Genomic DNA, 21583 nt, shown 5'->3' with positions numbered 1-21583 from the left:
CGGAGCTGCCGGGCCGAAAAGAAAAGTAAGCCTGGCCGGTGCCTACCGTTAAAAGGTTTTCAGAGGGGGGAGCATATCCCCTGAAGAAGGGTGGAACCACGGGCACAACTCCCGTCCCTTTACGGGGCGGGGGTTATTTTTTTCCACAGGAGGTTTTTATATGCGCATAACTCTACCTGACGGTACAGTAAAGGAGTATGCCCCCGGCACCACAGCCCTGCAGGTTGCCAGGGATATTTCCCCCAGGTTGGCCCGGGAGGCCCTGGCGGCGCGGGTCAATGGAGAGGTCTGGGATCTGACCCGTCCCCTGCCGGAGGAGTGCCAGCTGGAACTCCTGACCTTTGCCGACGAAGGCGGGCGTCTCGCCTACCGCCACACGGCGGCCCACGTTCTGGCCCAGGCTGTCAAGCACCTTTTCCCGGGTACTGAACTGGGCATCGGGCCGGCTATAACCGACGGGTTTTATTACGACTTTGACAGTGAGCATAAATTCACCCCTGAAGACCTGACGGCCCTTGAGGCTGAGATGCAGAGGATTATCAAGGCCGACCTGCCCCTGGAACGGCGGGAGGTGAGCCGGGAGGAAGCCCTGGAGCTATTCCGGCGGCTGGGCGAGCCTTATAAGGTTGAGCTTATTAACGACCTGCCGGAGGGGGTGCCCATCAGCACCTACCGCCAGGGTGACTTCATCGACCTTTGCGCCGGCCCCCACCTCCCCAGCACCGGTTACCTGAAGGCTGTAAAGCTTACCAGCCTGGCCGGGGCCTACTGGCGTGGCAGCGAAAGAAATCCCATGCTCCAACGCATTTACGGTACCGCCTTCCCTAAAGCAAAAGACCTGGAGGAGTACCTGCACCGTCTGGAAGAGGCCCGCAAGAGGGACCACCGCCGCCTGGGAGCCCAGCTGGGGATCTTCAGCCTCCATGAGGAAGGTCCAGGCTTTCCTTTCTTCCATCACAAGGGTATGATTATCCGTAACGAACTGGAACAGTTCTGGCGGGAGGAGCACCGCCGTGCCGGCTACCTGGAGATTCGCACCCCGGTTATTTTAAGCCGTACCCTCTGGGAGCAGTCGGGTCACTGGGACCACTACCGGGAGAATATGTACTTCACCAAAATTGACGGGGCTGACTATGCCATCAAGCCCATGAACTGTCCCGGCGCCATCCTGGTTTATAAAACCGAGCAGCACAGCTACCGCGACCTGCCCCTGCGCCTGGCAGAGCTGGGGCTGGTCCATCGCCACGAGAAATCGGGTGTCCTTCACGGCCTGATGCGGGTACGGGCCTTCACCCAGGACGATTCCCACATCTTTATGCTGCCCTCCCAGATTGCCAGCGAGATCCAGGGAGTTATCGACCTGGTGGACCGTTTCTACAATCTTTTCGGCTTCAAGTACCACGTAGAGCTTTCCACCCGGCCGGACAATGCCATGGGCTCGGAGGAAATATGGGAAACGGCTACCAGCGCCCTGCGCCAGGCCCTGGAGGCCAAGGGCATGCCTTACGCCGTCAATGAAGGCGATGGCGCCTTCTACGGCCCCAAGATTGATTTCCATCTGGAGGATTCCCTGGGCCGTACCTGGCAGTGCGGCACCATCCAGCTGGACTTCCTCATGCCCGAAAAGTTCGATCTGACCTACATCGGTGAAGACGGCCAAAAGCATCGGCCGGTTATGATCCACCGGGTGGTCTTCGGTAGCATTGAGCGCTTTATCGGCATCCTCATTGAACACTACGGCGGTTCCTTCCCGGTCTGGCTGGCGCCGGTACAGGTGCGGGTGCTACCCATTACCGACCGCCACAACGATTACGCCTTTAAAGTCAGGGCGGAACTGATCCGGGCCGGCATCCGGGCGGAGGTGAACGACCGCAACGACAAAATCGGCTACAAGATCCGGGCCGCCCAGATGGAGCATATACCCTATATGCTGGTAGTGGGGGATAAGGAAGCGGCCGAAGGCACCGTGGCCGTGCGGGAACGGCAGGCCGGGGATACCGGCAGGGTACCCCTGGCAGAGTTTATTGCCAGGGTCACCAGGGAGATAAGCAGGCGGGAATAATTTTCTTCTATGGATATTGACGCCTGATATGCCCTGTGATATACTTTCCCAGGAAGTAGAAGCCATCCGCTTCTCACCTTACGGCCCCAGGCTGGTAAGGTTTGCCCAGGAAAAGGTCTGCTTTTAGCGGGTGGAAGATTCCACCCGCTTGATTTTTGGGAAGCGGTTGCGAGGTCTTTTGCTGGGCGGTAAATCTAGCTGGAGGTGACGCATTATCAGCAAGGATTTAAGGGTCAATGGAGAAATCCGGACCCGTGATGTGCGCCTGGTTGGTGCCGACGGCCAGCAACTTGGTATCATGCCGACGCGGGAAGCCCTGCGAATAGCTCAGGAACAGGGTATGGACCTGGTAGAAGTGGCCCCAACGGCGCGACCGCCAGTTTGCCGTATTATGGATTTCGGCAAGTATAAATACGAGCAGAGCAAGCGGGAGCGCGAGGCCAGGAAGAAACAGCGTATAATAAACATCAAAGAGGTCAAACTGCGCCTGAACATCGAGGAACATGACTTCCAGGTCAAAACGCGCAACGCCATTCGCTTTTTGCAGGATGGCGACAAGGTGAAGGTGACGATTATGTTTCGTGGCCGCGAGATTGCCCACGCCGATCTCGGCCTGAAGTTGTGCCAGCGGGTGGCCGACCAGGTGGCGGACCTTGCCTCCATTGAAAAACCGCCCAAAGTAGAGGGACGTAATATGACCATGATTCTGGCTCCCAAGTCGTAAAAGAATACTTATTCTTGAGGTGATAACCATGCCAAAAATGAAGACCCACCGGGGCGCGGCCAAAAGGCTGCGGGTAACTGCCTCGGGGAAGGTTAAGAGATTCCGGGCCTATAAAAGCCACTTGCTGGCCAGCAAGACACCAAAGCAGAAAAGGCGCCTGCGCCACCCGGCTCTGGTAGACAGTACCGACCGGCGGCGGGTAGCCAGGTTATTGCCTTATGAGGCCTAAAGGGAGGTAAATATAAACATGGCACGCGTTAAACGGGGTGTAACCAAACACCAGCGTCATAAAAAGATCCTGAAGCTGGCGAAGGGGTATTTTGGTGCCAAGTCCAAACTCTTCCGGCCGGCCAACGAGCAGGTGATCAAGTCCCTGGCCTACGCCTATGCCCACCGGCGCCAGCGTAAAGGTGACTTCCGCAAACTCTGGATCGCCCGCATCAATGCCGCCGCCAGGATGAACGGGATTAACTACAGCCGCCTGGTCAACGGGTTGAAAAAGGCGGGGGTAGAGATCAATCGCAAGATGCTGGCCGACATGGCCGTTAACGACCAGGCCGGCTTTAACCGCCTGGTGGATATAGCCAAAGAAAAGTTAGGCCTGGGTGCCTAAAAGTATACGGGGCTATAACAACCCTTTGCCTGGCAGGTGAAGGCAGACGATTAACTTGCGGGAATGGCCCTTCCGTTTACGGCCGCCCCAGATAATGGTCCTGGGTTTCGGACTGGTAATCGCCACCGGTACGCTGTTACTCAGCCTGCCGGTGGCCAGCCAGACCGGGCACCCGGTGGCGGTCATTGACGCCCTGTTTACAGCCACGTCGGCTACCGCTGTAACGGGGTTGAATACTGTCGATACCCAAACTACCTATTCCCTTTTTGGAGAACTGGTAATCCTCGCTTTAATACAGACCGGCGGCCTGGGCTTCATGACCCTGTCAACCCTGGTCGCTTTACTTATTGGTAAGCGCATTACCCTGCGGGAGAGGCTGGTCATGCAGGAAGCCATGAACCAGCTGACGGTAGAAGGGGTAGTGCGCCTGAGCAAGTACGTTTTGGTATTTACCCTGCTGGCCGAAGGCCTGGGGGCCGTTATCTTAAGTATGCGTTTTAGCCGGCAAATGCCCCTGGGACAGGCCATCTATTTTGGCATTTTCCACTCTGTTTCCGCCTTTTGTAATGCCGGTTTTGATCTTTTCTCCAAGAGCCTGGTGGATTACCGTGGCGACTGGGTGGTCAACCTGGTTATTACCGGTCTGATTATCACCGGGGGCATTGGTTTCAGCGTCGTGGCAGATATTTATACCAAACGCTCCTGGCAGCGCCTTTCCCTGCACAGCAAAATTGTTATTCGGACTACATTATGGTTAATCCTCGCAGGTACGCTAATTATACTGGCGCTGGAGTATACTAATGCCAAGAGCCTGGCTCCTTTGCCCTTGAGCGAGAAGGTGCTGGCCGCCTATTTCCAGGCAGTTACCCCCAGGACGGCCGGATTTAATACCCTCAGTATCGCCGATTTAAGACCGGTAACCCTGTTATTCATCATAATTCTGATGTTTATCGGCGCTTCGCCGGGGTCGACGGGCGGTGGTATTAAAACAAGTACCTTTGCGGCCATCGCCGCGGCCGTCTGGACCATTATCCGGGGTAACGTGGATATTGAAGTCTTCGGCCGGCGGTTACCACGGGACACGGTATTGAAGGCCCTGGCGATAGTGGCTGTTTCCATGCTCCTGGTAGTTACGGTTACGGGTATCTTGTTGATTACCGAAGGGGCTGAGCTGGAGACGGTACTTTTTGAAGTAACTTCGGCCTTTGGTACTGTCGGTCTTTCCATGGGCTTGACACCTCGCCTGACGGTTATTGGCAAATTGTTGATTTCTGCTACCATGTTTACGGGTCGCGTCGGTCCCCTGACCCTGGCCTTTGCCATTGCCCAACGCCTGGGTCGTCAGGGAGTAAAACATTATCCTGAGGAGAGGATTATTGTTGGCTAAAGGCGGTAAAGCTCTGAAACAGTTCGCCGTAATCGGCCTGGGCCGTTTTGGAACCAGCGTGGCCCGGACTTTGAGCCGTATGGGGCACCAGGTGATAGCTATCGACAGCGACGAGGCCAAGGTAGAAGCCCTGATGGATGAAGTAACCACGGCAGTCCAGGCTGATGCCCGGGATGAGGAGGCCCTGAAGGCGGCCGGCATCCGCAATGTGGATGTAGCCATTGTTGCCATCGGGGAAAATGTCGAGGCCAATATTCTGGTCACCCTTATCGTCAAGGAACTAGGCATCAAGTGTGTGGTGGCCAAGGCTATAAATGACCAGCACGGTAAAGTTCTGGCCAAGATCGGCGCTGACAGGATTGTTTACCCGGAGCGGGATATGGGGGTGAGGGTGGCCCACACCCTGGCTTCCGGCAACGTCTTGGAACATATAGACCTCTCGCCGGAATATAGCATTGTTGAAATTGTGGCCCCTGCCAGGGTCGCCGGCAAGACCTTGGGCCAGCTCAATTTACGGGCCCAGCACGGGGTCAGCGTCATGGCCATCAAGCGAAACGACAAGATCTTAGCCGCGCCCGGCGCCGATGATGTGGTGGAAGAAGGGGATATCTTGGTCCTGGTGGGCCGGAATAAAGCCCTGGAGAGGCTGCAGGAAAGCTAAGGCAGGTTATAGGGGCTGCCGGTCATGGTTCACGTTAGAGCTATTCTTTAAGGGGGATTTCAAAGATTACCGATCCGAATGAAAATGGCAACTAATCTGCGGAGAGAAAGCAGATGGCCTTAATTACATCTCCAAACAACCGCTACGTAAAGCTGGCCCGATCCCTTCAGGACCGCTCCTGGCGGGAAAAGAAGGGCCTTTATCTCATCGAGGGTATCCACCTGCTGGAAGAAGCCCTGCAGGCCGGCACGTCCCTGGAAGTGGTTTTACATAGTCCCCGCATTTTTACTACATCCCGGGGCGAAAAACTGGTAGCCGGCCTGCAAAGGGCCGGCTACCAGTGCCTGGCGGTAACGGAGGAGCTCATGGCCGGCATCAGCACCACCATGACGCCGCCGGGAATTGTGGCCGTGGCGCCAATGCAGGCAAAAAACCTTGCTGAGCTTCTGGCGGTGACGTCACCGCTCCATTCTCCTCCTTTATTTATAATCGCTGCCGGCATTCAGGACCCGGGCAATCTGGGGACCATCTGGCGCACGGCCTTGGGAGCTGGGGCGACGGGCTTAATTCTAACTCGTGGCTGCGTAGACCCCTATAACCCCAAGGTGGTCCGGTCGGCCATGGGGGCGACCTTCCGGCTGCCGGTGGCCGGCGGCGTAGAGCCCGCCCTGCTGGCCCGGAAACTTCAGGATGCCGGGCTGAAACTGGTAGTAGCCGACGTGGGTGCGCCCTTAACCCTCTGGCAGGTAGACCTGCGCCCGCCCCTGGCTTTGATAGTGGGCAGCGAGAACCACGGGCCCGGACCGGAATTGCTGGCTGCGGCTACCGAGCGGGTGGGCATCCCCTTGGTGGGACCAGTTGATTCCCTAAACGCCGCCGTGGCCGCGGCCCTCCTTCTCTATGAAGCCCTACGCCAGCGGCAGGGGGTATAACCTCCTGGGGTAAATCCAGGAAAAGGCCGTTGCTTTCAGGAAAACTTTGGGCTAGAATGGAGGTAAAGGCAGGTGAGCGCCATGCCGGAGGAGAGCTTGCGGGAAATAGCCGCCACTAATGAGCCGCCCCATACCCTGGCATCACCGGAATTTTTCTTTCTCTTACAGCGTATCGACCGGCTTGATGAGAAATTAACCAGGGAAATCCGGGACGGGGACCAAAAATCAGAAGAACTCATCACCGCGGTGGAGCAAAAACTGACCCAGCGCATTGATGCGGTGGAGCAAAAACTGACCCAGCGCATTGATGTGGTGGAGCAAAAGCTGACCCGACATATTGAAGAAGTAGAGCAAAAGCTGACCCAGCGTATTGATGCAGTGGAGCAAAAGCTGACCGAGCATATTGAGGAAGTGGAGCAAAAGCTGACCCAGCGCATTGATGCGGTGGAAAAAACGCTGACCCAAGGTATTGATGCGGTGGATCAAAAGCTGACCCGGCGTATGGATGCGCTGGAAGAAAAGCTGGGCTTGCGAATCGACAAACAGGATGACAAGCTTAATAGCCTTAAATTCTGGGCTATCGGCGCCGTCATTACCATATCCGTCGGCTTCATCGGCACGATAGCCACATTGCTGTATAAATAGAACTCTTTCTTCCTGCAGTTGTTTTAAAAGGTATGCCGGGCGGAATCTGTTCTACACCTTGTCATGGGCCGTGAAGCTATGCTATAATTACACTTGTGAGGTTACCCCCAAAAGCTCCAGGAAAGGTTGTGATAGGGTGATCCTGTCGGCGGAGTTCTTTTGGAGGCTTTTTGAAAAAACAGGTTCCATAGCTGCTTACATTCTTTATCGACGGATGGTTTTGCAGTAGGCTGAAAATTGTTATAGTGGAAATGCTATGAACGGGTAAAGTAGCCGGTGCGGAACCCACAGGGAGGCGGCGTCGCTGACTGGAAGCGCTGCCGGGGAAAGGCCGGTCGAAGTTCCCCCGGGAGCAGCAGGCTGAAAAGAAGAGTAGGCCGGGCCGGTTTTCCCGCCGTTAGAGGGGAACGGCATGATGGTGCCGGGTAACTTGGGGTGGTTTGAGGATGTTATTAGCTTTCGTCCCGAAGGGGCGAAGGCTTTTTATTTTGTCAGAACGAGGTGACCTCAATGTTAGAAGTTATCGCCAAAATTCGGGAGGAAGCCCTGGCCCGGGTGGCAGCGGCCACCAGCAGCGAGGAACTGGAGGCCTTACGGGTCCGGTACCTGGGAAAAAAGGGTGAACTGACCCGGGTTTTACGGGGGATGGGTAAACTTCCACCTGAAGAGCGGCCCCGGGTAGGACAGATGGCCAACAAGGTACGGGAAGAGCTGGAAGGGGCTCTGAAAGAACACCGGGAGAATCTCTCCCGCCGCGAACAGGCGGAGCGCTTGCGGGCGGAAGCCCTTGATGTGACCCTGCCGGGACGTCCGGTTACCAGGGGCAACCGTCACCCCCTTTATCAGATATTGAACGAAATCAAGGCCGTTTTTATCGGCCTGGGGTTTGACGTCGCCGAGGGGCCGGAGGTGGAGAGCGACTACTATAACTTTGAGGCCCTGAACTTACCCAAGGAGCACCCGGCGCGGGATATGCAGGATTCCTTTTACATTACCGAAGACGTACTCCTGCGTACCCATACCTCCCCGGTACAAGTGAGGGTGATGGAAGCGCGGCATCCCCAACTGCCAATCCGTATTATTGCGCCGGGTAAAGTCTACCGGCGCGACGATGACGCCACCCACTCCCCCTTGTTCCACCAGGTGGAGGGCCTGCTGGTGGACCGGCGGGTGACCTTCGGCGACCTTAAAGGCACCTTGATGGCTTTTTTAAAGCAGATGTTCGGCGAACAGGTCCGGGTGCGTTTCCGGCCCAGCTATTTCCCCTTCACCGAGCCCAGCGCGGAAGTAGATATGTCCTGCGTCATGTGCGGCGGCAGCGGCTGTCGTGTCTGTTCCCACACCGGCTGGCTGGAGATCCTTGGCTGCGGTATGGTTCACCCTAAGGTTTTAAGCATGTCCGGCTACGACCCGGAGGAGGTCAGCGGCTTTGCCTTTGGCCTGGGCGTGGAGCGGGTGGCCATGCTGAAGTACGGCATCGACGACCTGCGCCTCTTCTATGAAAACGACCTGCGCTTCCTGCGGCAGTTTTAAAGGAGTGAATGCCTTTGCGAGTCCCGTATAAATGGCTACAACAATACGTCGACGTCACCCTGCCGCCTGCAGAGCTGGCCGACAAGCTCACCATGGCCGGCCTGGCGGTTGAGGGTGTCGAAGACCTCACCCCCGGCTTTCAGAAGGTAGTGGCCGGGAAAATAAAAACCATCACCCCCCATCCCGATGCCGACCACCTGGTCATCTGCAACGTCGACGCCGGCCGGGAACTCCAGCTGGTAACGGGGGCTCCCAACGTCCATGAGGGCCAGATGGTAGCCGTCGCCCTGGAAGGCGCCAGGTTGCCGGGAGGAAGGGAGATTCACCGGGCTACCTTCCGCGGCGTGGTCTCCGAAGGAATGCTTTGTTCGGCCCAGGAGCTTGGCCTGGATGTCAGCCTGGTTTCCCCGGAAGACAGGGAAGGCATCATCACCCTGCCCCCCGATGCCTCCCCGGGAGCGGATGCGGCTGAAGTCCTGGGCCTCAAGGACGTAGTCCTGGTTCTGGAGTTGACCCCCAACCGGGCCGACTGCCTGAGCATTTTGGGCGTCGCACGGGAAGTGGCGGCTATTACCGGCGCCCCCATCCACCTGCCGGCCACTCTTCCCGGCGAGGACGGCCCGGAAATTACCGGTCTGGCGACGGTAGAAATTACCGCCCCGGACCTCTGCGCCCGCTATGTGGCTCGCCTGGTCCAGGGAGTGCGCATCGGCCCCTCACCGGCCTGGCTGCAGGCCTTTTTACGGGCCGCAGGTATGCGGCCGATCAACAACGTGGTTGACATAACTAACTTTATCATGCTGGAGATGGGCCAGCCCCTCCATGCCTTTGATTACGACCTCCTGGAAGGACACCGGATAATCGTGCGCCGGGCCGGGCCGGGAGAAAAAATAACGACCCTGGATGGAGTGGAACGGGAGCTGGATCCGGAGATGCTGGTCATCGCCGACGCTGCGCGGCCGGTAGCCGTAGCCGGCGTCATGGGAGGGCTGGCGACGGAGGTTACCCCGGCAACCACCAATATCCTGATCGAATCCGCCCATTTTGACGGTGCTTCCATCCGCCGTACCTCCCGCCGCCTGGGCTTGCGCTCGGAGGCCTCGACCCGTTTTGAACGGGGGGTCAACCTGGAGGGCGCGCCAGCTGCGGCCGACCGGGCGGCGCGGTTAATGGCCGAACTGGCCGGGGGCCGGGTGGCCCCTGGCCGCATCGACTGCTATGTAAAACGGCGCCAGCCGGTCACTATTGAGCTGCGGCCGGAGCGGGTAAACTACCTCCTGGGGACGGAACTGGCACCAACAACCATGAAGGAACTCCTGGAGCGCCTGCACCTGGAAGTCCGGGGTGAAGGCCCCTTCCAGGTGACCGTCCCGGCCTACCGGGGCGACCTGACCGGGGAGATTGACCTGGTGGAAGAGATAGCCCGCCTCTATGGCTATAACCGCATCCCCGTCACCCTGCCGGGTAACCTCACGGCCAGGGAAAAACAGGCCCCGGCCCAGCGCTGGGAAGAGGCCGGCAGGGAAGCGGCGGCGGCCGCCGGGCTGGCGGAGGTCATCACCTACAGCTTTATCGGTCCCAGGGCCCTGGATCAACTGCGGCTGCCGGAGGACCACCCCTGGCGCCGTACAGTGAAGATCCAGAATCCTTTAAGGGAAGAGCAGAGCATCATGCGGCCCTCCTTGCTGCCGGGCTTATTGGAGGTGGCCGGCCGAAACGCCAGCCGCCGGGTGCTGCCGGTGGCCATCTATGAACTGGGGCGGGTATTTATACCGGCAGGGTCCCGCCGGCCCGGTGAACCACTGCGCCTGGCCGGGCTGGTCATGGGGACCACCCCGCGGGGATGGAACTGGCCGGCCGGGGAGATGGATTTTTATTACCTGAAGGGTATCCTCGAAAGTATATTCAGCCGGCTCCGGGTAAGGGACGTTTCCTGGGAAGCCAGTAATGCCTATCCCTTCCTCCATCCCGGCCGGGCCGCGACCATCAAGGCCGGTACCAGGGTCCTGGGCTACCTGGGGGAACTGCACCCGGATGTTCTGGCGGCCGTGGAGCTGCCGGCAAGGGCCTGCGCCTTTGAACTGGACTGGGAGGCTGCCGGGGACCTGGCACTGAGGGTGCCCCGCTATGAACCCCTGCCCCGTTTCCCGGCCGTGGAACGGGACCTGGCGGTGGTGGTGCCGGCCACGACCCCGGCGGCGGCCGTGGCCGGGGTAATCAGGGAGGCCGGGGGCGAACTGCTGCGGGCCATCGCCCTCTTCGATGTCTATGAAGGCGCCCCGGTGCCGGAGGGATGCAAGAGCCTGGCCTATTCCCTGGTCTATCAGTTGCCCGACCGGACCCTGACCGATGCCGAGGTCAATGCAGCCCAGGAAAGGATTCAAAGGGCCCTGGAGGAACGTCTGGGGGCCAGTTTGCGACAGTAGGAGATTTTTTTGCCGGCGGGAGGATTTTGCCGCCCGGAAGCGAAAGTAAGGTAAAAAAGCTACCAGGCGAAAGGGAGGGATCAGCTTGCCCCAGGCCGAAGGCCAGGTGGCGGCTCAGGACCGCACCACAGTGAATATTAACGGCCAGGACTATGTAGTTAAAGGGGAAGCCCCGGAATATATCCAGATGCTGGCCGCCTATGTGGATAAAAAGATGCGTCAGGTAAACCAGAAATTCCCCCACTATTCGCCCGTGAAGGTGGCCGTCCTCGCCGCGTTGAATATTGCCGACGAGCTCTACAAAGTACAGCAGGATTACGACACCCTGGTGAAATTGATACAGGAGGAAAAACAGGGTTGACCAACCTGGAGCTGGCCTGGGCCCTGGCGGAAATGGGCGACTTGCTGGAGTTAAAGGGGGAGGAGCCCTTTAAGGTGCGGGCCTACCATCGTGCCGCCCGTTCCCTGGAGAACCTGGAGGAAGAGGCGGCCGATCTATACGCCCGCGGCGCCCTGGAGGAGATACCCGGCGTGGGCAAGAACCTGGCCAAAAAGCTCGCCGAACTCCTGACTACAGGCCGCTCTACCTTTCTCGACAATCTCCGCCGGGAAGTGCCGCCGGGCCTGCGGGAGATGCTGGCCATCCCGGGGCTGGGCAGCCGTACCGTCCGCCAGATTCACCAGGGACTGGGGATTACGACCCTGGCTGAGCTGGAACAGGCGGCCTGGGAGAGGCGCATCCGCACCCTGCCGGGTCTGGGCAGCAAGACGGAACTGGCCATTCTGCGGGGGCTGGAGATGCTGCGGGAGGTCCAGGACCGGGTACCCCTGGGGGTGGCCCGGCCCCTGGCCCTGTTGTTGCGGGCTCAACTCCTGGCCCTGCCGGGGGTGGTCCGGGCGGAAATAGCCGGGAGCGTCCGCCGCGGTAAAGAAATGGTGGGGGATATTGATCTGGTGGCCGCCGTCGAGCCGGACAACCAGGTGGCGGCAGTCCTGGTCCGCCACCCCCAGGTCAAGGAAGTCCTGGCCAGGGAACCGGACCGCCTGGCCCTGCAGACGAACCTGGGCCTGAAGATCGAAGTGATCATGGTTCCCCCGGAGGATTTCCCGGCCACCCTCTTTTATGCCACCGGGTCAAAGGCGCATCGCCGGGCCCTGCTTCGCCTGGCCGCCGAAAGAGGCCTTGGGGCGGCCGACCTGGGCCTGGTTACCCCGCGCTGGCTGGCCGAGGAGGAGGACGTGCTGGCCGGGGGAACTACGGAAGCCCCGGGAAAGGGCGGCGGGTCCCATGGGGAAGCAGCTGCCGCCTTTGCAACATCCGGGGCGACGGCTAAGGAGGATACCCCCGGGGTCGCCGGCGGTGCTCCTGGTACCGGCGTCCCCCCTGCACACGCCGGCGCACCCCTTACACATGCCGGTACCGGGACCAATGCACGGGAAGAACACGCCGGGGTGAGGGAGCCGGTTGAAGCTGCCTTTTACCAGCGCCTGGGTTTACCTTACATCGTCCCCGAACTCCGGGAAGACCGGGGAGAGCTCGCAGCCGCCCGGCGGGGGGAACTGCCCCACCTTGTTACCCTCGCCGATATCCGTGGCGACCTGCATATGCACAGCCGCTACAGCGACGGAGTGGAGACCATTGCCGCCATGGCCGCGGCAGCCAGGGCCAGGGGCTACCAGTATATCGCCATCACCGACCACTCCCGCTCCCTGACGGTGGCCCGGGGCCTGAGCCTTGAACAGTTAAAGGCCCAGCGGGAAGAGATTGCCCGCCTGAATGAGGAACTGGAAGGCATCACCATCCTGGCCGGGATCGAAGTGGACATCCTGGCCGACGGCCGCCTGGACTACGAAGATGAGGTTTTAAAGGAATTCGATCTGGTTATCGCCTCCATCCATTCCGGCTTCCGCCAGGAGAGGGAGCAAATCATGGCCCGCCTGGAAGCGGCCCTGCGCAACCCTTATGTGGATATCCTGGGACACCCCACCGGCCGCATGCTGGGCCGGCGGCAGCCCTACGCCGTAGATGTCAAGAGGGTTATAGAACTGGCGGCGGAGACGGGGACCATCCTGGAGATCAACGCCAGCCCCGAACGGCTGGATCTAAACGATACCTCGGCCCGCCTGGCCAAAGAATACGGCGTACCCATCGCCATTGATACCGATGCCCATGACCCTCACCGTCTCGCGGACATGGAGTACGGCGTCCTCACCGCCCGGCGCGGTTGGCTGGAACCCGCGGACGTAGTCAACACCTGGGAACTGGAACGGCTGCTGGCCGGGTTGAAGCGGAACAGGCACGGGGCGTAAAACAGTATTTAAAAATAGAGGCCACCAGGTTAACCCTGGCGGCCTTTAACTTATGGCGGTAAACCCTGCACCTTTTGTCAACCCTGGAAATCATGGTATAATAAATGCTGGGCAATACAGGTGATAATTTTCCGGGATGATGATCCATGTTTACAGGACCGAAGGTTGTCACCTTGCTGAATTTTGATGATACCTTAGCTAAACAGGAAGAGCTGCGCCGTTTCCCCCATGACCTGGTCGACCTGCGGGACCTCAAGGGTACCAGGATGTATTGCGCTCCGGAGGTCCTGGGAGAGATAGCCACCCGGTTGGGTAAGACTAAAAGGGGGATTACCTTAATCGGCAGCGGTGACTTCCATTATGTATCCTACCTGCTGCTGGCGGCCATGACCCGCCCCTTTACCTTAATCCTCTTTGACAATCATGCCGACCTCAAGCAAGATCACCCGCATGCCCCTCTTTCCTGCGCTTCCTGGGTGGCCCGGGCCCTTGAGCTGCCGTACCTGCAGAAGGCCATAATTATCGGAACCCGCGGGGATGAAATGCGGTGGGTGCCACCCCGTCACCGCGAGAAGGTACTCTTCCTTTTTTTCACCGGTAAGGCCTGGCTCCGGCAGGTTTTAAATAATTCTACCGGGACCGTTTATATCAGCATCGATAAAGACGTGTTGTGCCGGGAGGATGCCGTCACCAACTGGGAACAGGGGTCGATGACCCTGGCGGAACTTTTACTGGCCCTGCGGGAGATTACGCAGCAGAAAGAGGTAGCCGCTGCCGACGTCTGCGGCGAGGCCCCCCTGCACCCCCTGGATCAGTTGCGTCCTGCCGGCCGGGAAGCTATCCGCAAGAACATGCGTGCCAATGTAATGATCCTCCGCACCCTGCTGCTGGCTGGCAGCTATAAGAAGGCGTCCTAGCAGGATGCCCCTTCAGAAATCCAGTATTCACGTCGCTCCGCTAAATATGGCAAAACTCAGCCATAAGCTCCAATTCGCGCTTTTAGTCCTACGAGGTTTCCGGCATCGGCAGTACTGCCAGATCAACATCCGATAGTGCCGTTTGCCATTTCGTACCGTAGGAGCCAAATAAAAACAAGGCTAGGACATCCTCCTGTCCACCTGCGAAATCCGCCATGCTGTTTAGAGACACCGCCACGTCCAATCGAGTTAGCTGAAAATTAACTAACTTCGATACCATAAAGAGGCCTGATTTTCATTCTGTGGAGAACCATTTCTTCAAGGTAGCTTTCAACTTTACAAATGCCGGATTTATGCAGCTTTCCAGGCTTACAGATATGGCTAACTGATAATACAATGAAGAAGAACGGGCCTTCCCGGTTAGTTTCAAAGCCCGTTCAAAGGCCTCTTTCGGTCGATTTGGTTTTCCCTTAAGATCTTCTGAAAAACCCTTCTGAACCAACCAGGACCTCGCGCTCGGTAATAATAAAAGATTCACCCTGCTTAACTCGCTTTATATAGTGACTTAAGGATGTTTTCATCTTTCTAATACCGACCTGTTCCATTTTTCCATCTCCATGTAGTTATATTATAACACCAATTAACAGGGTTATTAAGCAGGACCATGGACTAGTACCCAAAATGTTTATTGGTAAAAATTGTTGTCATATCACGGTGATTGTGATATAATATCACCAAAATAGTGAGCATCAACGGAGGTTTCGTTATGACAAAAGGACTATTCCCGCTTGGCGGTCCTGTTGCTAAGGAAGACCTGGTCGGCCGGGAACAATTCATCGTTTCTTTAGTCAATCGCCTTTCAGAAGGACAAAGTGTGATGTTGGCAGGACCTCGTCGCATTGGCAAGACATCTCTAGCCCACGAAGTCCTGCGTAGGATGAAAAATAAGGGAGCTTATACCGCCGCCGTGGACTTCTTCCGTTTTTCCGGCAAGCGGGATTTTGCTGCCAGTTTGATTGACGCATGTCTGGAAAACAGGACGGGAATTAATAAAACCTTGAACGTCTTACGGGATCGGGCTAAAGCCATGGCTGGTGGAGCGCAGTTTGCTATTAAACTTAAAGACCTGGAGATTTCCTTCGGGTTTCCCGATAAAAAATCGGACGACGAACTCCTTGACTATGCCTTGAAGCTTCCGGGTATCCTGGCCGACAGGGATGAAAAGGTAATGGTGGTCATGTTTGATGAGTTTCAGGAGGCCTCCAGGGTAACGGACCCCGAAATCTTTAAACGGATGCGTGCCCATTTCCAGACCCAAAAAGGCGTGGCCTACCTCTTTCTAGGGTCGAAGGAAGGCATGATGCAGACCCTTTTTGGTGGGAGAAAGGAAGCATTCTACCGCTTTGCCATCATGCTTCCCATTCCTATTATAGCTGAAGACGATTGGATACCATATATTACTCAAAAATTTGCCTCCAGAAACATTCAAACCGATGCGGAGGTGGTAAAAGAGATTATTCAATTTTCCGGTGGTCACCCGCAAGATACAATGTTCCTTTGTTCGGAAGTTTATTATACCCTTTTGGAAACTGGTAATAATGTCCTTACGCGCGACTACGTCCGGTTAGGATATAACCGGGCAATGCTGGCCCTTGCCCCAATCTTTGATGAAATGCTGGATGATTTAAGCACTCGTCCTCAAGTCCGGAGGGTGCTATACCAGCTTGCGGCAGGCGAAAATGTATATCAAGAGGGTATCCACCCAAATAAAATCAAACGGGCTGTCGACCATCTAATCAGCAGGGCAGTTATTGAAAAAACGGCCCGTGGGAGCTATGTTTTTGTTGAGCCAATGTTCCAGCAGTATATTTTGCAGCAGTTTCAGTGATGCCGTATTGCGCGAAATGGAAAACGGGCGCCGGTAAGGGTGGTTATCCAATACATCATATGCTGGACTGGGCGTAATAGGGTTCCGGCTTTTGTTTTCGCTCCGGTCCATTTGCAAAGCGGTAGGGATTGTGGTACATATTTAGGAAGGTGATAACCAGGCATAAGGAGTAAAGCAATGAAATTAAAGGTGATCCCCGAGGATTTCGTGGTCCGGGAACTGGCCCGCCTTCCTATTCGGGAAAAGGGGCCTTACCGGCTGTATCTTTTTGAAAAGAAGGGATGGAATACCATCGATCTTTTGATACGGCTGGCAAAGGCCCATCGCCTTCCCTACCGACTTTTTGCTTACGGGGGGTTAAAGGACTGGCACGCCCATACCTTTCAGTACGTCACAGTGAAGCATCCCGCCGATTTAACCACTGAGGCAGAAAACTTTTCCTTGCAGAGTATTGGCTATATGGACAGGCCCATGGGTCCCGATCTCCTGGAGGGGAACGAGTTTGCTATCACCATCCGCGCCCTGGGAGCGGCGGAGGTATGCCGCATCAGCCGCCGGGTTGACGAGGTGCGGGGTTTCGGCTACCCCAACTACTATGACAACCAGCGTTTTGGCAGCATGGACCGCCAGATGGGCCTCATGGCCGAGAGACTGCTGAAGAAGCATTATAACGGCAGCCTGCAGATCTACCTTACCGGCATTTACCCGGAAGAAAAAAAAGAGGCCAGGGAACGCAAGCTCTTTTTCCGCGAACACTGGGGTGATTGGTCGACCTGCCTGGCACGTGCTAAAACCACTATGGAGAGCAGAATATTTTCCTTGCTTGTCGAAAAACCCAAAGCTTACATCGAGGCTTTGCAGATGATACCCCGCGAAGAGCTCTCCCTGCTTTTTTCAGCCTACCAGAGTTTTCTTTTTAACGAGCTTTTAAGGAGGATTTTGCAGGAATTCGGCCTCGATCTTACGGCCGTACCCGGCACCGCCGGGCCCTATCTTTTTTACCGGCGTCTAGAAAGGAAAGAGCTGGGCTATTTAAGAGCGCTTAGCTTACCGCTGGCTGCCAGCCGCATGGAATTTCCCGATGCCATGAGCGAGCGGCTCTTTGCGGCCATCCTGGAAGAAAGGGGCATCAAGCGCAGCAGTTTCAACCTGCGTAAGGTCCGGCAGGCCTTTTTTAAGTCGACGCCCAGGGAAGCCATAGTTTTTCCCGGTAATTTTCGAATACAGCCGGCGGAGCCCGATGACCTTTACCCCGGCAGGCAAAAAATCCGCCTCTTCTTCAAGCTGCCGCGGGGGAGCTACGGGACAATGCTCATCAAAAGGCTGACCATGCCTTGAACCGGGATGGCATCCGGCGGGATAGGGAAGGGTGATGAGGTAAAAAATGGCGGCAAAGGAGCGGCAGCGCCTGGATAGAGTGCTGGCCCACATGGGGTTTGGTACGCGTAAAATGATTAAGAAGCTGATAAAAGAGAAAAGAGTGCAGGTCAACGGCAGGCCGGCTGAGGACCCAGGGTTACATGTTATCCCAGGCCGGGATTACATTGAGGTGAACGGCGAACCCCTGGTGTATGAAGAGTACATCTATTTAATGTTAAATAAGCCGCAGGGTGTCCTCTCCGCTACAGAGGATAGATATGCCAAAGTAGTAGTCGACCTGCTTCCTCCCCGGTATCGTGCCTTTCATCCCTTCCCGGTAGGGAGACTGGACAAAGATGCCGAGGGGCTGCTTTTGCTCACCAATGACGGCGAACTGGCCCACCGGCTTCTATCGCCCAAAAAACATGTGTCCAAAATGTATTACGCTGTGGTAGACGGTATAGTTACGGAAACAGACGTAGAAGCGTTCCGCCAGGGGATAATCTTGAATGACGGCTATCGAACCATGCCTGGCGAGTTAACGATCCTCCGCTCCGGAACGGAATCGGAGGTTGAGCTCACCATTTATGAAGGAAAATATCATCAGGTCAAACGCATGTTTGAGGCTGTAAGTAAAAGAGTGCTATATCTTAAACGAATCGCTATGGGACCCTTAAGGCTGGACGAACTTTTAAGGCCCGGCGAGTACCGGGAATTGACGGAAGAAGAAATCATCAAGCTGCGGGAATTACTTTAAATGCCGGCAGGGAAGGCAAATCCTTCCGGGAGCTGCCCGACCCCACCTGGGGGGTAGCTCCCGGGGATTTTTAAGGGGTAAAGGGGTCAAAGAACCGGCCGGTGGGGCAGGGGTTTGCCTCTGGTTTGCTTTGCTATGAAAAGGTGATAAAAGCCGAACCCTTTAAGCTCCCAGGCGCATCAATGTGAGTTTCTCGCGCTGATCTTCACGGTCGGCGGACGACAGCCGCAGGTTGGCCCATTTGCCACAGCGGCTTCCCCAGCGGCCGACGATTTCCCCACAGATATACAGCTCGCTGATTTCACAGCTATTGGCGCAATCGTTGCAAATAAAGCTCCGCGGCGCGCACTTAAACTGGGCTATGGCCCGTACCCCCCGGAAGGCGCTGGGGGCTTTGGTTTTCTGCCACTTTTCCCGGGCGAGGAGGGCCGCCCCTAGGGCCCCCATGACCCGGTAATAGGGGGGCACTATAATGGGAATACCCAGGAGGGTCTCAAAGGCCGCCCGCAGCCCGACGTTGGCCGCCACGCCGCCCTGGAAGAGGACCACCGGCTGGATCTCTTTCCCCCGGGCGACGTTGGCCAGGTAGTTGCGGGCCAGGGCCAGGCACAGGCCGGCGATTAAATCTTCCTTGCTGTAACCCATCTGTTGCTTGCTGATAAGGTCGGATTCGGCAAAAACGCCGCAGCGCCCGGCGATGCGGACCGGGCTGGTAGAACGCAAGGCCAATTCACCGAACTTTTCTATGGGAACATTGAGGCGGCTGGCCTGGTGATCCAGGAAAGAACCGGTACCAGCAGCGCAAACACTGTTCATGTTAAAGCCGCGGGAAACCCCATCTTTCAAAAAGATGATCTTTGAGTCCTGCCCGCCAATATCAATTACCGTCCGGACATCGGGGTTTACCTCCCTGGCGGCTACGGCATGGGCGGTTATCTCATTCTTGATGGTATCAGCCCCTACCAGGGCCGCGGCCAGGTGGCGGCCCGAGCCGGTGGTGCCGACGGCCAGGATCTGCAGGTCCGGTAATTGTTCCTGCAGTTGCTGAAAACCGGCTTGCAGGGCTTCTATGGGGTTGCCGTGGGTGCGTAAATAAGTTTCAAAGAGCAAATTTTTGCCGGCATCGAGGGCGACGATTTTAGCGCTTACGCTGCCGACATCAATACCCAAAAAGCACTCCATGCTTTTCACCTCCGGGGGCAGCCAGTTTTTCGCGGCGCTCGGCCAGTACTTCGAGAAATGCTTCCAGGCGCGTCTCCCAGCCCGCCGTGCCGTTCTGCTCGTTGATAATCAGCGAGAGGAAGGGTAGATCTAGTTTTTCGCTTAAAGGCACGAGGATATTCTGGGCCACGATTTCCGGCATGCAGGTGAAGGGTAGGAGCTGGATAACCCCGTCGTAACCCTCCCGGGCGGCCAGGACGGCCTCACCCACACTCTCCTGGCCGTGGCCGCCTACGCTGACATCGAGGTAGGGAGCCGCCGCCGTCACTATGACCCGGTGGCGCTCGACTTCATAGCGCCGGTGCAACACATTCAGGTTAAACCACTGGGTAGCCGTAATCTCACGCACCACCTCGACCCGCAAATCTTCCCGCGAGGCTAAAAATTGCTCAATCTCCTGGTTGACGAAGCCCTCCAGAACGGTATAGATCTCCCCGATAATTTTTACCCGTAAAGGGCTGGCGGGCACTTCCGGGATTGCCGCCAGCTCTTCCCGGAACTCATTGAACACTCGTTTGACTGACCTGACACCCGCAGCCGTTTTGACCCGGCCCACGAAGCGGCGCCAGGCCTTATCGGCGGCACCGCGCTGGCTTTCATAGGCACGTTTTCGTCTTACCATGGCTTCCCCCTGGTCCAGGGCGGCCATTTTGTGGTAGCCCAGGTAAATCCCCTGAATGATCCGCCAGAGGGGAGCATTATTGGTAATTTCCTTCAGCGCCTGCCTGAAGGCCGGCCAGCGTTCCCGCCAGGGCAGGGGGGAATCAATGATCACCAGGTGAAAATCCCGGCCCAGGCGCTTTAAGAGCAGCTCCTGGACCTGGGCATACCAGCCCAACCGGCACCGCCCTTTACCGCCTACCATGACGATGGTATTGGCTCCCTGTTCCAGGACCTCCCGGATCTGCCCCAGGGTAGTGACCAGGGGGTAGCAGATGAACTCGGGGGCCAGTTCCTTACCCAGTTCCACTGTGCGCTTAGTTACCGGCGGGGTGGGAACCATTTCCACCCGGCATTCCTGGAGGACGGCCTCCAGGGCTATATCCAGCAGGCCCATGCCGGGGGCCCCCACCTTAAGTTCTCCTCCCCGCGATGCCGGGAAGAAAAAGGCCTGTTTTTTTCCGGCCGGGTTAACCGGGCGGCTACCGCTGGTGTCAACAAAGGCCTCCAGCCTGGTGACCAGCCCGGCCTCCCCGGTATGCTCGTCCACCGTGAGTAAAAGAAAGGGGACGCCGAACCTTTCGGCCTCGGCTTCCAGGTAGGACTCAATCACCGAAGCAGGCCCGCACTCGAAGGCTTCTACCAGGACCATTTTGGTAACCTGGCCTTTTCGTAACAGGCTGAACCCCGCCCCCAGGATGCGGGCTTCATAGGCCCACATGCGGGTGCCTTCAAAAATGGTGGCTACTTCCGGCCGGTAATCCTCCGGCGGCACCATCTCTGGCGTGATTACCCGGGCGTATTCAGCCAGGCGCTCTACGATCTGGTGGCCGGCCCCGTCATACAGCAGGTAAGGATGGCCCAGGACGGCGATGGTCTCTCCCTCATCGTACCGGGCCTCGGGGTCAAATTGTTGCCGCCGCGGTTTCTCTGTACCGCAGAGGCGGTGGTAGACCAGGGGGAGGGTCAAGCCCTGCCGCGCCATTCTTTCACAGGCGGCCTGTTTCTCGAGGCCGGCCCGGATGGCCGCCGCGGCGCGTTCCGGCCCGGCCCCCAGACGGGCGGCGATCTCCAGGAGGTTTTCCCGCCAGGCGCCTGGTTTTTCCCGCTCGTTCCACTCCGGGGCCAGCACCTGCTCCGGAGCCAGCCCCAGGCCGTTGCGGATCATGGCTGCCGCCCCGATGAGCTTGGGGCAGCAATAATTATCTTTTTCGACGCTGGAGAGAACCGGGATGAAGAGGTAATCGACGCCACTCTCTACCAGCCTTTTGGCATGGGCAAAGTAGAGCTTGACGGAGACGCAGGGTTCGTCGGTAGGGCAGGCGTTCATGGCTGCCAGGGTCACGGCGTCGGTGGGTGGCGAAACGACGACTTCGACGCCGAGGGCTGTAAGAAAACCCTGCATAAAAGGAAACAGGTAATAATAGCTGAGTCCCCGCGGTATACCAACGCGATATGACAAAAGCCGTCACCTCTTGCTATGCCCAA

At 57.4% G+C, this 21583-nt stretch carries 19 protein-coding genes and 1 other annotated feature (1 of these 20 cut by a window edge); of the genes, 16 read left to right on the top strand and 3 right to left on the bottom strand.

What is annotated here, in order from left to right; all coding sequences use genetic code 11:
- Positions 1-122: a binding site (T-box leader), on the top strand; it begins 99 nt to the left of the window's first position.
- Positions 123-160: 38 nt separating this feature from the next.
- The 13 genes from thrS to MOTHE_RS08500 all read left to right on the top strand — a co-directional run bounded on the left by thrS (position 161) and on the right by MOTHE_RS08500 (position 14210).
- Entirely contained in the window at positions 161-2062 is a 1902-nt protein-coding gene (gene thrS / locus MOTHE_RS08560; RefSeq protein ID WP_011393260.1) for a threonine--tRNA ligase, read from the top strand.
- A gap of 214 nt (positions 2063-2276) precedes the next feature.
- Positions 2277-2786, top strand: a complete 510-nt coding sequence (gene infC / locus MOTHE_RS08555; protein ID WP_051498574.1) for a translation initiation factor IF-3 — start codon at positions 2277-2279, stop codon at positions 2784-2786.
- A 28-nt stretch (positions 2787-2814) separates the two neighbouring features.
- Entirely contained in the window at positions 2815-3015 is a 201-nt protein-coding gene (rpmI, locus tag MOTHE_RS08550; protein WP_011393258.1) for a 50S ribosomal protein L35, read from the top strand.
- Positions 3016-3033: 18 nt separating this feature from the next.
- Positions 3034-3399, top strand: coding sequence for a 50S ribosomal protein L20 (gene rplT, locus MOTHE_RS08545; RefSeq protein ID WP_011393257.1), 366 nt, complete (start codon positions 3034-3036; stop codon positions 3397-3399).
- Positions 3400-3454: 55 nt separating this feature from the next.
- Positions 3455-4786, top strand: a complete 1332-nt coding sequence (locus MOTHE_RS08540; protein ID WP_011393256.1) for a TrkH family potassium uptake protein — start codon at positions 3455-3457, stop codon at positions 4784-4786.
- Complete coding sequence (locus MOTHE_RS08535; protein WP_080996781.1) at positions 4776-5447, top strand: potassium channel family protein; 672 nt, start codon at positions 4776-4778, stop codon at positions 5445-5447. Before MOTHE_RS08540 ends, MOTHE_RS08535 begins: the two co-directional genes overlap by 11 nt.
- A 113-nt stretch (positions 5448-5560) precedes the next feature.
- A complete protein-coding gene (locus MOTHE_RS08530) occupies positions 5561-6379 on the top strand; it encodes a TrmH family RNA methyltransferase (RefSeq protein WP_011393254.1) in 819 nt (272 codons plus the stop codon).
- Between the two features lie 72 nt (positions 6380-6451).
- Positions 6452-7024 (top strand): hypothetical protein, encoded by a 573-nt coding sequence (locus MOTHE_RS08525; protein ID WP_053094914.1) that lies wholly within the window; start codon positions 6452-6454, stop codon positions 7022-7024.
- A gap of 510 nt (positions 7025-7534) precedes the next feature.
- Positions 7535-8557, top strand: coding sequence for a phenylalanine--tRNA ligase subunit alpha (gene pheS, locus MOTHE_RS08520; RefSeq protein ID WP_011393252.1), 1023 nt, complete (start codon positions 7535-7537; stop codon positions 8555-8557).
- 14 nt (positions 8558-8571) lie between these two features.
- Positions 8572-10983 (top strand): phenylalanine--tRNA ligase subunit beta, encoded by a 2412-nt coding sequence (gene pheT / locus MOTHE_RS08515; protein WP_011393251.1) that lies wholly within the window; start codon positions 8572-8574, stop codon positions 10981-10983.
- An 85-nt stretch (positions 10984-11068) separates the two neighbouring features.
- Positions 11069-11344: a cell division protein ZapA gene (locus MOTHE_RS08510; RefSeq protein WP_011393250.1), complete on the top strand. Its 276-nt coding sequence runs from the start codon at positions 11069-11071 to the stop codon at positions 11342-11344.
- Positions 11341-13293 carry a DNA polymerase/3'-5' exonuclease PolX gene (locus MOTHE_RS08505; RefSeq protein WP_053094913.1) on the top strand — a complete coding sequence of 651 codons (1953 nt, stop codon included), beginning with the start codon at positions 11341-11343 and terminating at the stop codon, positions 13291-13293. The genes MOTHE_RS08510 and MOTHE_RS08505 overlap by 4 nt, the downstream gene beginning before the upstream one ends.
- A 146-nt stretch (positions 13294-13439) precedes the next feature.
- A complete protein-coding gene (locus MOTHE_RS08500; RefSeq protein WP_011393248.1) occupies positions 13440-14210 on the top strand; it encodes an arginase family protein in 771 nt (256 codons plus the stop codon).
- An 88-nt stretch (positions 14211-14298) separates the two neighbouring features.
- On the opposite strand, the gene MOTHE_RS14295 is transcribed toward MOTHE_RS08500, so the two are convergent.
- On the bottom strand, positions 14299-14427 hold the full coding sequence (locus MOTHE_RS14295; protein WP_158499111.1) for a nucleotidyltransferase domain-containing protein: 129 nt from the start codon (positions 14425-14427) through the stop codon (positions 14299-14301).
- A gap of 525 nt (positions 14428-14952) precedes the next feature.
- Between MOTHE_RS14295 and MOTHE_RS08495 the strand changes: the two genes are divergently transcribed.
- The 3 genes from MOTHE_RS08495 (at position 14953) to MOTHE_RS08485 (ending at position 18214) form a co-directional block, all read left to right on the top strand.
- Positions 14953-16098 carry an AAA family ATPase gene (locus MOTHE_RS08495; RefSeq protein WP_235551359.1) on the top strand — a complete coding sequence of 382 codons (1146 nt, stop codon included), beginning with the start codon at positions 14953-14955 and terminating at the stop codon, positions 16096-16098.
- 177 nt (positions 16099-16275) lie between these two features.
- Positions 16276-17436 (top strand): tRNA pseudouridine(13) synthase TruD, encoded by a 1161-nt coding sequence (gene truD, locus MOTHE_RS08490; RefSeq protein WP_053094912.1) that lies wholly within the window; start codon positions 16276-16278, stop codon positions 17434-17436.
- Positions 17437-17482: 46 nt separating this feature from the next.
- The gene (locus tag MOTHE_RS08485; RefSeq protein ID WP_011393245.1) at positions 17483-18214 is read left to right on the top strand and encodes a pseudouridine synthase; all 732 of its coding nucleotides are present in this window, start codon (positions 17483-17485) and stop codon (positions 18212-18214) included.
- A 162-nt stretch (positions 18215-18376) separates the two neighbouring features.
- Here MOTHE_RS08485 and MOTHE_RS08480 read toward each other — a convergent pair whose 3' ends face one another.
- Both MOTHE_RS08480 and MOTHE_RS08475 read right to left on the bottom strand, forming a co-directional pair.
- On the bottom strand, positions 18377-19396 hold the full coding sequence (locus MOTHE_RS08480; protein WP_011393244.1) for an acyl-CoA dehydratase activase: 1020 nt from the start codon (positions 19394-19396) through the stop codon (positions 18377-18379).
- On the bottom strand, positions 19374-21557 hold the full coding sequence (locus tag MOTHE_RS08475) for an acyl-CoA dehydratase activase-related protein (RefSeq protein ID WP_053094911.1): 2184 nt from the start codon (positions 21555-21557) through the stop codon (positions 19374-19376). The genes MOTHE_RS08480 and MOTHE_RS08475 overlap by 23 nt, the downstream gene beginning before the upstream one ends.
- Positions 21558-21583 lie beyond the last annotated feature (26 nt).

The sequence above is a fragment of the Moorella thermoacetica genome (assembly GCF_001267405.1).
GTDB lineage: Bacteria > Bacillota > DSM-521 > Neomoorellales > Neomoorellaceae > Neomoorella > Neomoorella thermoacetica.
This window is presented reverse-complemented; position numbering and strand designations above follow the sequence as displayed.